Below are 15581 nucleotides of genomic sequence, written 5' to 3'. Positions count from 1 at the left end.
CGCCCTCGACTACTTCGAGAACAGCGGACTCCCCTTCGTCGTCGCCCTCAACGGCTTCGACGGACACCAGCCCCACACCGCCGACGAAGTCCGCGAAGCCCTCCAACTCGGCCCCGACACCCCCGTCATCACCCTCGACGCCCGACGCCGGGACAGCGCCAAGAGCGCCCTCATCACCCTCGTCGAACACGCACTCCTCGCCCGACTGCGGTGACGAACACGGCTGCGGCCCACGGACCTCCGCTCGAACGTCCGTGGGCCGCAGCCGTGTTGGGTGCAGCCGTGTCGGAGCCCGCTACTCGGTGGGCTCCTGCCCGGCCCGGATCAGGCCGTAGGTGTACGCGTCCTCCAGCGCCAGCCAGGAGGCCGCGACCACGTTGTCGGCCACGCCGACGGTGGACCAGGTGGACGCGCCGTCGGTGGACTCGATCAGCACCCGGGTCTTGGAGCCGGTGCCGTGCTGGCCCTCCAGGATGCGGACCTTGTAGTCGACCAGCTCGAACCTGGCCAGCTGCGGGTAGATCCCCTCCAGCGCCGTGCGCAGCGCCTGGTCCAGCGCGTTGACCGGGCCGTTGCCCTCACCGGTGGCGATCCGGCGCTCGCCCTTGGCCCACAGCTTGACCGTCGCCTCGTTGCCCGTGAAGCCGTTCGGGCCCTGCTCGCTGATGGTCCGCCAGGACTCCAGGGTGTAGAAGCGGTCCCGGCTGCCGCGCACCTCGTCGCGGAGCAGCAGTTCGAAGGAGGCGTCGGCGGACTCGTACGTGTAGCCGAGGTTCTCCTGCTCCTTGACCTTGGCGACCACCCGGCCGGCCAGGTCGCGGTCGGTGGAGAGGTCGTAGCCGAGCTCCTTGCCCTTGAGCTCGACGGACGCCCGGCCGGCCATGTCGGAGACCAGCATCCGCATGGTGTTGCCGACCAGCTCGGGGTCGATGTGCTGGTAGAGGTCCGGGTCCACCTTGATCGCGGAGGCGTGCAGACCCGCCTTGTGTGCGAAGGCGGAGTAGCCGACGTACGGCTGGTGGGTGGACGGGGTCAGGTTGACCAACTCGGCGATGGCGTGCGAGATCCGGGTCATCTCGGCGAGCCGGCCCTCGGGCAGCACCCGGCGGCCGTGCTTGATCTCCAGCGCGCCGACCACCGGGAACAGGTTGGCGTTGCCGACCCGCTCGCCGTAGCCGTTCGCGGTGCACTGCACGTGGGTGGCGCCCGCGTCCACCGCGGCCAGGGTGTTGGCGACCGCGCAGCCGGTGTCGTCCTGGGCGTGGATGCCCAGCCGGGCACCCGTCCTGGCCAGGACGTCGGCGACGATCTCGTGGACACCCGCGGGCAGCATCCCGCCGTTGGTGTCGCACAGCACCACCACGTCCGCCCCGGCCTCGTGCGCGGCGCGGACCACGGCGAGCGCGTAGTCCCGGTTGGCGTTGTAGCCGTCGAAGAAGTGCTCGCAGTCGATGAACACGCGCCGCCCCTGCGCACGCAGGTACGCGACGCTGTCCCGGATCATCTCCAGGTTCTCGTCCAGCGTGGTGCGCAGCGCCAGCTCCACGTGCCGGTCGTGCGCCTTCGCCACCAGGGTCACCACGGGGGCGCCCGAGGTGACCAGGGCGACCAGCTGCGGGTCGTCGGCGGCCCGGCCGCCCGCGCGGCGGGTGGCGCCGAAGGCGACCAGCTGGGCGTGCTCCAGGTCGAGTTCGGCGGCGGCGCGGGCGAAGAACTCGGTGTCGCGCGGGTTCGCCCCGGGCCAGCCGCCCTCGATGAAGCCCACCCCGAAGTCGTCCAGGTGCCGGGCAATGGCCAGCTTGTCGTTCACCGTGAGGTTGATGCCCTCGCGCTGCGCGCCGTCACGCAGGGTGGTGTCGAACACGTGGAAGCTGTCGTCGGTACGGCTGACCTCGGTCATGACCCCTGGTTCTCCGTTCGGGGAGGTTCGTACTGCTCTGCCGGTTTCTCGTTCCGGCTCCACTGTCCAGCATCCCGCGCGCGATCCCGGTGTCCCCGAGCCCTTCGTGGGGGCTCTCGGCCGGTCCGGGAGGCTGTGCTCGTTGGGGCTGCGCCCAAAAAGCAAAAGACCCCTCGCGGGTGCGAGAGGTCTGCGCGCGGGTCTGGACGCTGGTGGTCGCTCCGCATCGGGTCCTGCGGGAGCGGTCACTGCGGACCGGCGCGCCTGCTGCTAATAATCAGCGACAGCGAGGACACGTTGGCAGTCTGGCACACCCTCCACGATCCGGCCTGCCCGTCTCGCGATGCGAAACGGCGCAGGCCGGAGGCGGTGCCGGGGCTACCCGATTCAGACGATCTTGTGCAGCCAGCCGTGGGTGTCGGGGGCCTGGCCGCCCTGGATGGCGAGGAGGGCCCTGCGCAGTTCCATGGTGATCGCGCCGGGCTCGCCGGTGCCGACCGTCCAGTCGCCGCCGCGGGACTTGACCGAGCCGACCGGGGTGATGGCGGCAGCGGTGCCGCAGGCGAAGACCTCGGTGAGGGTGCCGTCGGCGTTGCCCTGCTTCCACTCGTCGGTGGAGATCCTCCGCTCCTCGACGGCGTAGCCGAGGTCGGCGGCCAGGGTCAGCAGCGAGTCGCGGGTGATGCCGGGCAGCAGGGCGCCGGACAGCTCGGGGGTGACGACCTTCGCGTCCTTCCCCTCGCCGAAGACGAAGTACAGGTTCATGCCGCCCATCTCCTCGACCCAGCGGTGCTCGACGGCGTCGAGCCAGACCACCTGGTCGCAGCCCTTCTCGGCGGCCTCGGCGAAGGCCATCAGCGAGGCGGCGTAGTTGCCTGCGCACTTGGCGGCGCCGGTGCCGCCGGGCGCGGCCCGGACGTAGTCCTCGCAGAGCCAGACCGAGACCGGCTTGACGCCGCCGGGGAAGTAGGCGCCGGCCGGCGAGGCGATGATCACGAAGAGGTAGGAGTTGGACGGGCGGACACCCAGACCGACCTCGGTGGCGAACATGAAGGGGCGCAGGTAGAGGGTCTGCTCGGGCTGGTTCGGGACCCAGGCCTGCTCCTGCTGGACCAGCAGCTCGACCGCCTCGACGAAGGTCTCCACCGGCAGCTCCGGCATCGCCAGCCGGCGGGCCGAGGCCTGGAAGCGGGCGGCGTTGGCCTCCGGGCGGAAGGTGGCGATCGAGCCGTCGGCCTGGCGGTAGGCCTTCAGGCCCTCGAAGATCGCCTGGCCGTAGTGCAGGGTCATGTTCGCCGGGTCGATCTCCAGCGGCGCGTACGGCGTCAGCTGGGCGTCGTGCCAGCCCCGGCCCTCGGTCCAGCGGACGGTGACCATGTGGTCGGTGAAGACGCGACCGAAGCCGGGGTTGGTCAGCCGGGCCTCGCGCTCCGCGTCGGACAGCGGGTGGGCGGAGGGCTTGAGGTCGAACGTGATGGGCGCCTGGGTGGGCGTGCTCATGGCTGTGTGTCCTTCACCGTGGGGTTGGTCCGGGCCGCCACCACCGAGTGAACGTTACGGCGAACGAACGCCCGAACGAACGCACAACGGCACGGCCCACTGTCGATACTCGCATCCAGAGGGCCGTGCCGAACAGTTGCCTGCTTCTTGGGGAGCTGCAAGCTGCGGTTATGCGGTCCGGCCCGAACGGGGCGGACCCTTGTCAGGGATCGGCCCGTGTCAGCCCGATACTCGGGCGGCGAGCGCGTCGCCGACCTCGGAGGTGCTGCGGGCGCCGGAGCGCTCGGCCAGATCCGCGGCGACGGCGGCCTCGACCTTGGCGGCCTCCGCGGCGAAGCCCAGGTGGTCCAGCAGCATGGCGACCGACAGCACGGTGGCGGTCGGGTCGGCCTTGCCCTGGCCCGCGATGTCCGGCGCCGAGCCGTGCACCGGCTCGAACATCGACGGGAACTCCCCGCCCGGGTTGATGTTGCCGCTCGCGGCCAGGCCGATCCCGCCGGTCACGGCGGCGGCCAGGTCGGTCAGGATGTCTCCGAACAGGTTGTCCGTGACGATGACGTCGAAGCGCTCGGGCTGGGTCACGAAGAAGATCGTCGCCGCGTCGACGTGCAGGTAGTCGGTGGTGACCTCCGGGAACTCCCGGCCGACCTCCGCGAAGATCCGCGTCCACAGGTGGCCGGCGTGCACCAGCACGTTGTTCTTGTGGACCAGCGTCAGCTTCTTGCGCGGCCGCGCCTGCGCCCGGCGGTACGCGTCCCGCACCACCCGTTCGATGCCGTACGCGGTGTTCAGGCTGACCTCGGTGGCCACCTCCTGCGCGGTCCCGGTGCGCAGCGTGCCGCCGTTGCCGACGTACGGGCCCTCGGTGCCCTCGCGGACGACCACGAAGTCGATCTCCGGTTCGCCGGCCAGCGGGGACTTCACCCCGGGGAACAGCCGGCCCGGCCGCAGGTTGATGTGGTGGTCGAACGCGAACCGCAGCTTGAGCAGCAGCCCCCGCTCCAGCACCCCGGACGGCACACTCGGATCCCCGATCGCGCCGAGCAGGATCGCGTCGTGCGACTTCAGCTCCGCGAGCACACTGTCCGGCAGCGTCTCCCCGGTCCGGTGGTACCGCCGGGCCCCGAGGTCGTACTCGGTGGTCTCCAGCTTCACGTCGGAGGGAAGCACGGCACCCAGGACCTTGAGTCCTTCGGCCACCACTTCCTGGCCGATACCGTCACCGGGAACAACTGCGAGACGCATCGTGCGAGACATACTCGGACCCTACTCCGGTGTCCCAGACCCTGACATCTCACGTCCACCATCCGGACGCGTCAGGTCAGGTCGATCTCAATCGGGAAGGGCTGATCAACCTTCAACTGCTTGTGGTAGATCCCGGTCGGGAAGTACCTCCTGGACGCCGGCTCCAGCTCGAACGTGTAAACGACCGGGCGGCCCTCGTCGCACTCAACGCGCCAGAAGTGACGAATGCCTGCTGCCGCGTACTTGCGCGGCTTGATCTCCCGGTCACGCTCCCGGGATTCCTCCGAGACCACCTCGATCGCGAGCAACACATGCTCAGCCGCGAACCCCGTCTGGAGGTAGCCCGTGTCCGACTCCTCATGGACCACGAGCAGGTCGGGCTCCGGACGGTTCCGGCGGTCCAGCGTGACCGTCATCTCCGGCCACACCTCCCAACCCTCCGGAACCGCATTCTCCAGCCCTCGCTCCAGCAGGCGCTTCGCCCTCACGTGGAACTTCGTCTGCGGACTCACGAAGATCAGGCTCCCGTCGAGCAGCTCAGTGTGCGGCGGGAGATCAGGCAGCCGGTCCAGGTCCTCTGCGGTGTAGCCACCAGCAGGAGGCCGAATCCAGTCGGGGTACGGCGCGATGCTCATGGTTCCTCCCATACGGGCATCCTGGCGGCCCTCTCAGGCTACTCGGCAAAACGCCCGCGGACGCCACTCATTCGAGGGAGCGCGGGTGGCCGGGGACGCGCCTGGGGCGCACTTATGGTGGCGAGGTCCGGGAGTGCTCGCAGAACGGGGTGGTGCCGCAGATGGGCCAGTGGCGGCGGGAGGTGGCGGCCTGCGGGGGTGCGGCGGGGCTGGCGATGGGTGGGTACGCGCTGGCGGCGGGGCTGCGCGGGGCGTTGCCGCCCGGGGCGGACGACGTCGCGCTGCCGTTCCACGCCCACCTGTGGGACCTGGCGCACGGGCAGGCCACCGGGGATCTGCTGTTCAACTGGAACAGCGGCTACGGCGTCCCGTTCCTGGCCGACTTCTTCGCCTACCTGACGAACCCGTTCTCCTGGCCGACCGTCCTCCTCCCCCGCGACCAGGGGCAGCTCGCGGTCTTCCTCATCACCCTGTGCAGCATCGGCCTCGGCACCGCCCTGATGACCCACGTCCTCGGCCGGCTGCACCCCGGCCCCCGCTGGCTGCGCGCCCTCACCGCCGTCGGCTACGGGCTCTGCGCCTGGGTGCTCGCCGTGGGCGGGTCCGAGCCGATGTGGCTCTGGGGCCTGGTCTCGCTGCCGCTGCTCTGCCTCGCCGCCGACTGGTGTCTGCACGAACGCCGCTGGGTCGTCGGCGCGCTCTGCGTCACCCTCGCCTGGGCCGGCAACCTGTACACCGCCGCGATGGCCACCATCATGGCCGGCCTGGTCCTCGCCGTCCGCCTGTTCGCCACGCCGCGCCCGTTCCGGCACCGGGTCCGGGTGACCGGACGGGCCGTCACCATGGCCACCGCCGGGATCCTGCTCGCCTCCCCCGTCCTGTTCGTCGCCGTGCGGGCCGCGCGGACCGCCCAGCCGGAGTCGCCGGTCCAGCCGCTCGGCCCGTCCGGCCTCGGCGGGCACCTGGCCCAGCTGCTGCCCGGCACGCACGGCGGCCGCCCGCTGCCGGACGTGGCGATCGGCCTGCTGGGGCTGCTGCTGGTGTGCGGGCTGCCGTTCAACCGGCGGGTGCGGGTGCGCGAACGGGCGGTGTGGTGCGGCGCGCTGGTGCTGGTGGTGCTGAGCTTCGTCTGGACGCCGACCGTGCTGGTCTGGCACGGCCTGGCGATCCCGGCCGGCGGGCCGTACCGGGTGGCGTTCGCGCTGAGCGGGCTGCTGGTGCTGGCCGCCTGGGTGTCGCTGGCGCACCGGCCGGACCTGTTCGCGCTGCTGGGCGGGGTCGCCGTGGTCGCGGTGATCGCCGGGCTCGCGGCCGGACGGCACTCCGTCCGGGCGTCCACCTGGGTGCTGCTGACGGCCGGTGGGGCGGTGCTGGTGGCCACGCTGTGGGCGCTGGAACGGTGGCACACCGACCGGCGGGCCGGCGCGCTCGCCACCTGGGTGCTGGGCGGGGCGGTGCTCGGCAACGCCGTCTGGTCCGGGTACGCGGCGCTCGCCCCGGCACCGGACGGGACGGCCTCCGGGGCCGCCGTCCGGGCCGGGCACACGGCGGTGCGGGAGGCCGCGGACTGGCCCGGCGGCCGTAGCGACCCCGGCCCGCACGCCTTCACCACCAACGACCCGCTGCTCCTCGACGGCCAGGGCGGCAGCTACTTCAGCGGCTACCTGCCCACCGTCGCCGCCCTGCTCCTGCACGACCTCGGCGCCGGCTGGACGGCCGGCGGGCGGCAGACCTCCAGCGTCACCGACCCCGTCGGGCAGGCCCTGTTCGCCGTCCGCGCCCACCTGGCCGACGGTCCGCCGCCGGACGGCTTCACACCCGGCCGGGCCGCCGCCCCGCCGCTGGTCACGGTGCTGCGGGCGGGAAGCACGGTGGACATCTCGTCGGTGTGGTCGCGGCAGGAGTCGCTGCTAGGCAGCACGGTGTACGACGCCCCGGAGCCCCTCCCGGCGGGCGGCCCGGCGCCCACCCTGCACGGCAGCAGCGGCTGGTCGCTCCCGGGCGGCGGCGAGGCGACGGCCTTCACGGCGGCCTGCACGCCCGGCTCGACGACGTTCTTCCACGGGGTCTGGTACCGGGGCACGGTGAGCGGCCTCGGCACCACCTACCGCAGCGACGGCGAGCAGCCGACCACCGCCGTGCCGATCCACCGGCTGGGGACCGTCCCGGCGGACGGCCTGGTCCGGGTGACGCTGCAGTCCGACGCGGTGAGCCAGCTCCCGGCCCGCCCGATCGGCTGCCTGCGGCCGGGCGCCCTGGACGCCGCCGTCGCCCGCCTCACCGCGACCGGCGCCACCCGGGTGACCGCCGGCGGCCACACCCTGACCGCCACGCTCCCGGCCGGCTCCACCGGCACGGCACTGCTGTCCGTCCCCGCCACCGAGGGCTGGACCTGCTCGGCGGGCGGCGGCCGGTACGCGGCACCGACCCCGGTGCTGGGGATGATCGGCATCCCCCTGGGCCCGGGCGCCGACCGCATCGCCTGCTCCTTCCACCCACCCGGCCTCACCGAGGGCCTGACCGTCACCTCCGCCACCGCGGCCGCCCTCGCCCTGGTCGCCGTCTCCGCCCACCTCACCCGCCGCCGCACCGCCCGGGCAGCAGCCACCGGCTGACGACACACGGGGGCGGCCCGCCGCTTTGGCGGGCCGCCCCCGTGGCGCGGGCCGGGGGTCAGGGGAGGGTGATCACCTCGCCGTGGTGGGCGGTCTGGTTGAAGTGGTGGAGCAGGAGCAGGCGGGACGTGTCGCCCGGGGTCCGGTGGACGTCGAGGACGGAGCCGGGGTGGGCCGGGGTGGCGACGGGTGCCGGGCCCGCGAGGCCGTCGTGGATGGTGACGGCGGGGTGGAGGGCGTCGATGGGGAGGGTGGGGCGGGTGCCGCGGAGGCCGATGGCGGAGTAGGCGTCGGCCGGGTCGGGCTTGCCGGGGGCCGTGGCGCCGGTCCAGACGCCATAGCGGACGGTGCTGTGGCCTTCCCGGACGCCCGGGAGGGCGCTCAGCCGCACCGGGAGGACGAGGACGTCGCTGTCGAGCAGCGCCGTGTCGGTGTCGCCCCAACGGGCGTTGAGCGGCTGGACGTCCAGCTCGGCGCCGGTGCGGGCGTCGAGGGCGCGCGCGACCAGGACGTCGCTGCCGCGCAGCCGATCGGCCTTGAGGATGACGTCGGTGACGCCGTCCCCGTCGGTGTCGAGCGAGACGCGGACGCCGTAGAGCCCGACCGGGGTGGGGGCGGACGCCCACAGCTGGGCGCCGATGTAGAGCATCCCGGCGTCCGCGGCGGCGCCGGCGGCCCGCAGGTCGGCGGCCCGGTCGCCGGCGTGTTCCACGCAGACGTCCTGCCGGGCGGCGGCCGGTTCGGCGGCCCCCTCGGGCACGATGCCCGCGCCGGGCCCGACGGCGGCGCCGCTGCCGGGCGGGCAGTCGGGCCAGCGGGTGCCTTCGCCGCCGAGGGCGAAGGCACTGACGAGGCCGGGCCGGTCGCCCGGTGCGGAGCTGCCGCCGAGCATGAGGAGGGTTCCGTCCCGGGCGGTCCGGACGGGGGCGGAAGCGCTGAGCCCGGTGACGGGCCGCGGGGCGGCGAGGACGGGGACCCGGAGTTCGGGCAGCGCGGGGTCGGTGACGGGGGTGAGCAGGACCCGTCCGGAGAGTTCGCCCCGGTAGCTGCGGGCCTTGCCGCCCTGGACGGTGTCGATGGTCGGGTCGGGCGCGCGCCCCAGCTCCCCCGGGACGGCCAGCGTCACCTGCACCCGTGCGGTGCCGCCCGCCGGCACGTCGACCTGTGCGGGCGTCACGTCATAATGAGCGCCCGGCAGTTCGGTCGCGGCCGCGTATTCCGTGCGGTAACTGACCACCGCCGACGAGTAGTTGCGCACCTCGATCTCGCGCCGCAGCGCCGTCGGCCCGCCGACCTCGACCGGCCCGAAGGAGACGCCGACGGCGCCCTCGACAGCACCGTCCCCCGCCGCGTAGGCGACGGCGGGGGTCCGGACGGCCCGGTCGACCTGGGCCCGCCCGGCGCCGGTGCGTTCGGGGCCGTAGACGGGTCCGCTGTGGTCGTCTCCGAGCCAGGTGTCCACGGCGGTGTTCATCAGTGCGGCCTTGACCTGCTCCGCCGGCCAGTCACGGTGGGCGGCGCGGACGAGCGCGGCGAGCCCGGCGACGTGCGGGGTGGCCATGGAGGTGCCGTCCTCGCGCTGGCCGCCGCTGCCGCTGCCGGCGAGCGCGGACCAGATGGTCTCGCCGGGGGCGGCGAGGTCGGGTTTGACGACGCCGGGCACGCCGATGCCGCGGGAGGTGAAGTCGGTGAGGGTGTCGGCCCGGCCGGGCTGGAGCTGGGGGACGGAGCCGTGCAGCGGGTTGCCGGGCGCGGCGAGCCGGACCTCGACCGGGCCGGCCGCGGCGGCCTGCCGGAGCCGTTCGCCGTCGGCGTGGGCGAGCAGCACGGTGGGGATGCGGTCGTTGCCGGCGATCTCGGCGAGGTGGTCGGTGTCGGCGGCGTAGAGGGCGCCGATCGCGCCGGCGTCGGCGGCGTGGTCGGCGCGCGGGCCGGAGTTGCAGGGCCGTTCGGATTCGCGGGTGTGCCAGGCGAGGACGGCGATCTTCCCGGCGAGCCGCTGCCGGTCGGCCTCGCTGAACGCGGTGCAGCCGTCGGACTGGTCGGCGGGCAGGGCGAGTTGGCCGTGGACGTCGGAGGTGGACCAGCCGCGGTAGAGCTCGCTCCAGTGGGCCGGCACGACTCCGGCGAGGTTCGCGGGGGCGACCACGGTGATGCCGTCGGTGTCGGCGTGCCCGTGGACGGAGGCGGCGACGGCGACGGCCCGGGCGGCGGTGCCGGGGCTGCCGCCGATGCCGTAGACGTCGCCCTCGTTGCCGGCCGCGGCGACCACGACGGTGCCGAGCGCGGCGAGGTGGTCGACGGCGACGGCGTCGGCGTCGTCGGGGCTGCCGAAGCGGCTGCCGAGCGAGAGGTTGACGACGTCGAGGCGGTCGGTGAGGTCGCCGTCGCCATTCGGGTCGGCGGCGAGGTCGAGGGCCTGGGTGAGCCGGTCGGTGGAGCCGTCGCAGCCGAAGACCCGGATCGCGTACAGCCCGGCCCCGGGCGCGGCACCCGGGCCGACCTTGAAGCCCGCGGGGTCGAGCCCGGCCCGGTAGGGCCCGGTGTAGGGGTGGCCGTCGGCGGTGACGCCGTAGCCGGCCGCGGTGCCGGCGACGTGGGTGCCGTGGCCGTTGCGGTCGCAGTCGATCGGGTTGTCGCTGGGGTGCGGGACGGGCTGGTGGTGCGGGGAGGACGGGTCCGGGTCGTAGTCGTCGCCGACGAGGTCCTTGCCGCCGATCACCTTGGCGTTGGGGAACAGCCCGGCCGGTGCGGGCTTGCCGCGTTCGACGGACCGGAACGCGGCCTCGGTGCCGGGGCCGCCGAAGTCGGCGTGGGTGTAGTCGATGCCGCTGTCGATGATGCCGATCCGCACGCCCTGCCCCGTGTTGCCGTCGGCTGCGGCACCCGCCCAGACCTGCGGGGCGCCGGTCAGCGGCACGGAGTAGGCGTTGTCGCGCTGCTTGCGGACGATCGGGTGGACGGCCCGGACGCCGGGGAGCGCGCGCAGGGCCGGCAGCCGGTCGGCGGGCGCAGTGACGGCGAGGCCGGTGAGCAGGGTGCGGGTGCGGTAGAGCTCCTGGGCGGCGGGGGCCGCGCGGTGGACGGCCTCGGCGAGCCGGTCGAGCGCGTCGCCGGCCCTGGCCCGCTGCCCGGCGCCGGCCCGGGCGGCCTCCCGGCGGACGGCCTCCGGCGAGCGCTGGGCCCGCCGGGCCCCGTCGGCGGCGCGCCGCCAGGCGGGACCGGCCGCCTCGGTGGTCAGTTCGAGCAGGACGGAGGCCGATCGGCCCGCCCCGGGCGGGCCGACGGTCGGTGGACCGCCGGCCGCCGGAGTCGCGGCGAGCGCGGCGCCACCAGACATCAGCGCAGCGGCGAGCAGGGTCAGGGTGAGGCCGATCCGCGCGAGCGGACGGCGGACGGGTGGCAGACGCACTTGGGGCCCTCTCCCCCGGCAAGGGGGACTGATCCGCACACCGTGGTCGCTGACGCCCGCCCGCGCGGACGTCGATCACCCTTCCGGGGGCCCCAAATTAGGATGATCGCGCCGGTGAGTGCGAGCAACGTCCCTCGGACGGGCGCCAGTTGCACTCTCCGGGGTGACCCGGCATCAGCCCGTGCGGCCTATTCGGCAGATGAACGCCGGTCCGCCGCACCGAGCGACAGCACCCGTCAGAGGTGGCCGGTCACGCCGCCGTTGTCGCGACGGTCCAGCGAGCGCTGGAGGGCGGCGGCGGCGAAGGTGTTCCGCTCGGCGGCCCGGCGGCGGCGCGGGGCGCGGACGGGGGCGGCGGGGGCGGAGGTGGCGTGACGGTCGGCAGTCGGGGGCATACCGGGCTCCTTGGAAGCGGCGCGCGCAAAGGCACGACTCAGTGAGGGGAAACCAGGGGTGTCGCGCGCAGCGCGCCGTAAGAAGGGTGGCGGTGGGCGACGGGAGGGAGCGCAAAGGCAGGGATCGCCTGCCTGTGAGGGCGCACGCGCACACGGGCCGCGCGCCCTGGCTACAGGGGCGGCACACCGTATGGCTCTTCCAAGGTACGACCCCGGCCCGGCCGTGTCTGCACGAATACTTGGATTTCCTAGTATCTGAGACGGCGGTCACCCGAAGGCATGCAGCAGGGCCCGGACCACCGGCGAACGGTGGTCCGGGCCCTGGAAACGGCCGGGGCTCAGGCGCCCAGGTCGACCGAGCGCGCGAAGCGGGCGCCGATCTCGGCGGCGATCGCCGACAGCACCTCCTGCGGGATCTGGGTGTCCACGGTGATGGAGGCGAGCGCGCCGCCGCCGTCCCGGGCGACCTGCATGCCGGCGATGTTGATGCCGGCGTCGCCGAGGTGCTTGCCGAGGACGCCGACCACGCCCGGGCGGTCCTCGTACTTGAAGAAGGCCATGTGGTCGGTGAGCGCGACGTCCACGTCGAAGGCGTCCACGCCGACGATCTTCTGGGTCTGCTTCGGGCCGGCCAGCGTGCCGGAGATGGCGATCTCCTCGCCGTTCGCGAGCGTGCCGCGGACGGTGATCACGTTGCGGTGCTCAAGGCTCTCACTGGAGGTGGTCAGGCGCACCTCGACGCCGCGCTCCTGGGCGAACAGCGGGGCGTTGACGTAGGACACCGTCTCCGCCACCACGTCCTCGAACACGCCCTTCAGCGCGGACAGTTCGAGCACCTTGACGTCGTGCTGGGTGATCTCGCCGCGGACCTCGACGTCGAGCCGGACGGCCACCTCGCCGGCCAGCGCGGTGAAGATCCGGCCGAGCTTCTCGGCGAGCGGCAGGCCCGGGCGCACGTCCTCGGCGATCACGCCGCCCTGGACGTTGACGGCGTCCGGCACCAGCTCGCCGGCCAGCGCGAGGCGGACCGACTTGGCGACGGCGATGCCGGCCTTCTCCTGCGCCTCGTCGGTGGAGGCGCCCAGGTGCGGGGTGGCGACCACGTTGTCGAAGGCGAACAGCGGGGAGTCGGTGCACGGCTCCTTGGCATACACGTCCAGGCCGGCGCCGGCCACCCGGCCGTCGCGCAGGGCGCCGGCGAGCGCCTCCTCGTCCACGATGCCGCCGCGGGCGGCGTTCACGATGCGGACGGTCGGCTTGACCTTGTGCAGCGCCTCGTCGCCGATCAGGCCGAGGGTCTCCGGGGTCTTGGGGAGGTGGACGGTGATGAAGTCCGAGACCTCCAGCAGCTCCTCCAGCGAGACCAGCTTGACGCCCATCTGCGCGGCGCGGGCGGCCTGGATGTAGGGGTCGTACGCGACGATCTTCATGCCGAACGCGGACATCCGCTGGGCGACCAGGACGCCGATCCGGCCGAGGCCGACGACGCCGAGGACCTTCTCGCTCAGCTCGACGCCGGTGTACTTGTTGCGCTTCCACTCGCCGCCCTTGAGCGCGGCGTTGGCCGGCGCGATGTTGCGGGCGACCGAGATCAGCAGGCCGCAGGCGAGTTCGGCGGCGGTGACGATGTTCGAGGTCGGCGCGTTGACGACCATGACGCCGGCTTTGGTGGCGGCGGCGACGTCCACGTTGTCGAGGCCGACGCCGGCCCGGGCGACGACCTTGAGCTTGCGCGCGGCGGCCAGCGCCTCGGCGTCGAGCTTGGTGGCGGAGCGGATCAGGATCGCGTCGACGTCGGCGATCGCGGTGAGCAGCTCGGTGCGGTCGGCGCCGTTGCAGTGCCGGATCTCGAAGTCGGGGCCGAGGGCGTCGACGGTGGCGGGCGACAGCTCTTCGGCGATCAGTACTACGGCGGTTTTGGATGTCACAGTGCTCACGACAGTGTGTCCTTAACTGTCCGGTTCCCCCGGCACGTAGGTGGCGTGGAAGGGCGGGGGAAGGTGGCATGCCGCGTAGGTAGACGCACGACGCTGTGGGCCTGACGCGCACTCGGAAGTGTATCGACGGGCAGAGTACGAGGCTGCTCCCGTCCGGCGAAATCACCCGGACGGGAGCAGCCTACTTGTACAAGGGCCCTGCAGAACAAGGCCGGTCAAAAGCAGCCGGGAGAGGCTCAGGCCTTCTCGTTGACCCAGCTCATCAGCGAGCGCAGCTTCTTGCCGGTGGTCTCCAGCAGGTGGTCCTCGTCGGCCTTCTTGTACTCGTTGTACTTGGGCAGGCCGGCCTTGTACTCGGCGATCCAGGTGTTGGCGAAGGTGCCGTCCTGGATCTCGGCGAGGACCTTCTTCATCTCGGCCTTGGTGGCGTCGGTGATGATGCGCGGGCCGGTGACGTAGTCGCCCCACTCGGCGGTCTCGGAGACCGACCAGCGCATCTTCTCCAGGCCGCCCTCGTACATCAGGTCGACGATGAGCTTCAGCTCGTGCAGGCACTCGAAGTAGGCGATCTCCGGCTGGTAGCCGGCCTCGACCAGGGTCTCGAACCCGGCCTTCACCAGGGCGGCGGTGCCACCGCAGAGGACGGCCTGCTCACCGAACAGGTCGGTCTCGGTCTCCTCGGTGAAGGTGGTCTTGATGACGCCGGCCTTGGTGGCGCCCAGGCCCTTGGCGTAGGACAGCGCCAGCGCGAAGGCGTTGCCGGTGGCGTCCTGCTCGACGGCGACGATCGCGGGGACGCCGCGACCCTCCTCGTACTGGCGGCGGACGAGGTGGCCGGGGCCCTTCGGGGCGACCATGCAGACGTCGACGTCCGCCGGGGGCTTGATGAAGCCGAAGCGGATGTTCAGGCCGTGGCCGAAGAACAGGGCGTCGCCGGCCTTCAGGTGCGGGGCGATGTCGGCCTCGTAGACGTCGGCCTGGATCGGGTCCGGCACGAGGATCATGATGACGTCGGCCTCGGCCGCGGCCTCGGCCGGGGTGACGACGCGCAGGCCGGCCTCCTCCGCCTTGGCACGGGACTTGGACTCCGGCTTCAGGCCGACCCGGACGTCGGCGCCGGAGTCGCGCAGGGACAGCGCGTGGGCGTGGCCCTGGCTGCCGTAGCCGATGACCGCGACCTTGCGGCCCTGGATGATGGACAGGTCGGCGTCGTCTTCGTAGAACAGCTCGGCCACGGGGGCACATCTCCTTGCGTGATGGGTGCCGGGTACGCGGTGCCTACCGTATTCGCACCCGGCGGTGGTATGGGGCAGTACTTCGGAAAGGGGTGTCGCGCGCAGCGCGCCGCTGGATGGGCGGTGGTGGGCGACGGGTGGGCGGACAGCGCGGGTCAGGCGCTGCGGTCGAGGGCGCGCAGCGAGCGGTCCGTGATCGAACGGGCGCCGCGCCCGATGGCGACCAGGCCGGACTGGACGAGCTCCTTGATGCCGTACGGCTCCAGCATCCGGAGCATGGCCTCCAGCTTGTCCGAGCTGCCGGTGGCCTCGATGGTCACCGCATCGGGCGACACGTCGACGGTCTTGGCACGGAACAGCTGGACGATCTCGACGATCTGCGACCGGGTCTCGTTGTCGGCGCGGACCTTCACCAGGACCAGTTCCCGCTGGATCGCAGCGGCCTGGTCGAGTTCGACGATCTTTATCACGTTCACGAGCTTGTTGAGCTGCTTGGTGACCTGTTCCAGCGGGAGGTCCTCGACGTTGACCACGATCGTCATCCGGGACACGTCCGGGTGCTCGGTCGGGCCGACGGCGAGGGAGTCGATGTTGAAGCCCCGACGGGAGAACAGCGCGGCGATGCGGGCGAGCACGCCGGGCTTGTTCTCGACCAGGACGGAGAGGGTGTGCTTGGACATGAAGTTCCTCAGTCGCTCTGGATAGGG

General features: G+C 72.8%; 10 protein-coding genes and 1 pseudogene. 2 read left to right on the top strand and 9 right to left on the bottom strand.

The window, feature by feature from the left end; genetic code table 11:
- Positions 1 to 214: pseudogene (locus KV557_RS19660) on the top strand (ATP/GTP-binding protein); the annotation flags it as partial.
- An 81-nt stretch (positions 215 to 295) separates the two neighbouring features.
- Here KV557_RS19660 and cimA read toward each other — a convergent pair.
- The 4 genes from cimA to KV557_RS19640 form a co-directional block, all read right to left on the bottom strand.
- On the bottom strand, positions 296 to 1900 hold the full coding sequence (gene cimA / locus KV557_RS19655; RefSeq protein ID WP_218202017.1) for a citramalate synthase: 1605 nt from the start codon (positions 1898 to 1900) through the stop codon (positions 296 to 298).
- A 387-nt stretch (positions 1901 to 2287) separates the two neighbouring features.
- Positions 2288 to 3400, bottom strand: coding sequence for a branched-chain amino acid aminotransferase (locus KV557_RS19650; RefSeq protein ID WP_218202016.1), 1113 nt, complete (start codon positions 3398 to 3400; stop codon positions 2288 to 2290).
- A 219-nt stretch (positions 3401 to 3619) separates the two neighbouring features.
- The gene (locus KV557_RS19645; protein WP_218202014.1) at positions 3620 to 4657 is read right to left on the bottom strand and encodes a 3-isopropylmalate dehydrogenase; all 1038 of its coding nucleotides are present in this window, start codon (positions 4655 to 4657) and stop codon (positions 3620 to 3622) included.
- Between the two features lie 59 nt (positions 4658 to 4716).
- The gene (locus KV557_RS19640; protein ID WP_256177648.1) at positions 4717 to 5280 is read right to left on the bottom strand and encodes a Uma2 family endonuclease; all 564 of its coding nucleotides are present in this window, start codon (positions 5278 to 5280) and stop codon (positions 4717 to 4719) included.
- A 161-nt stretch (positions 5281 to 5441) separates the two neighbouring features.
- Between KV557_RS19640 and KV557_RS19635 the strand changes: the two genes are divergently transcribed.
- The gene (locus KV557_RS19635) at positions 5442 to 7895 is read left to right on the top strand and encodes a YfhO family protein (protein ID WP_256177672.1); all 2454 of its coding nucleotides are present in this window, start codon (positions 5442 to 5444) and stop codon (positions 7893 to 7895) included.
- A 58-nt stretch (positions 7896 to 7953) separates the two neighbouring features.
- Here KV557_RS19635 and KV557_RS19630 read toward each other — a convergent pair whose 3' ends face one another.
- From KV557_RS19630 to ilvN, 5 genes are all read right to left on the bottom strand, one after another.
- On the bottom strand, positions 7954 to 11307 hold the full coding sequence (locus KV557_RS19630; protein WP_218202008.1) for a S8 family peptidase: 3354 nt from the start codon (positions 11305 to 11307) through the stop codon (positions 7954 to 7956).
- Positions 11308 to 11543: 236 nt separating this feature from the next.
- Positions 11544 to 11702, bottom strand: a complete 159-nt coding sequence (locus tag KV557_RS19625) for a hypothetical protein (protein ID WP_218202007.1) — start codon at positions 11700 to 11702, stop codon at positions 11544 to 11546.
- A 338-nt stretch (positions 11703 to 12040) separates the two neighbouring features.
- Positions 12041 to 13630, bottom strand: a complete 1590-nt coding sequence (gene serA / locus KV557_RS19620) for a phosphoglycerate dehydrogenase (RefSeq protein WP_218202052.1) — start codon at positions 13628 to 13630, stop codon at positions 12041 to 12043.
- A 245-nt stretch (positions 13631 to 13875) separates the two neighbouring features.
- Positions 13876 to 14874: a ketol-acid reductoisomerase gene (gene ilvC / locus KV557_RS19615; protein ID WP_030243908.1), complete on the bottom strand. Its 999-nt coding sequence runs from the start codon at positions 14872 to 14874 to the stop codon at positions 13876 to 13878.
- Positions 14875 to 15029: 155 nt separating this feature from the next.
- A complete protein-coding gene (gene ilvN, locus KV557_RS19610) occupies positions 15030 to 15554 on the bottom strand; it encodes an acetolactate synthase small subunit (RefSeq protein WP_218202005.1) in 525 nt (174 codons plus the stop codon).
- Positions 15555 to 15581: the final 27 nt, after the last annotated feature.

The organism is Kitasatospora aureofaciens (assembly GCF_019192735.1).
Classification (GTDB): domain Bacteria; phylum Actinomycetota; class Actinomycetes; order Streptomycetales; family Streptomycetaceae; genus Kitasatospora; species Kitasatospora aureofaciens_A.
This window is presented reverse-complemented; position numbering and strand designations above follow the sequence as displayed.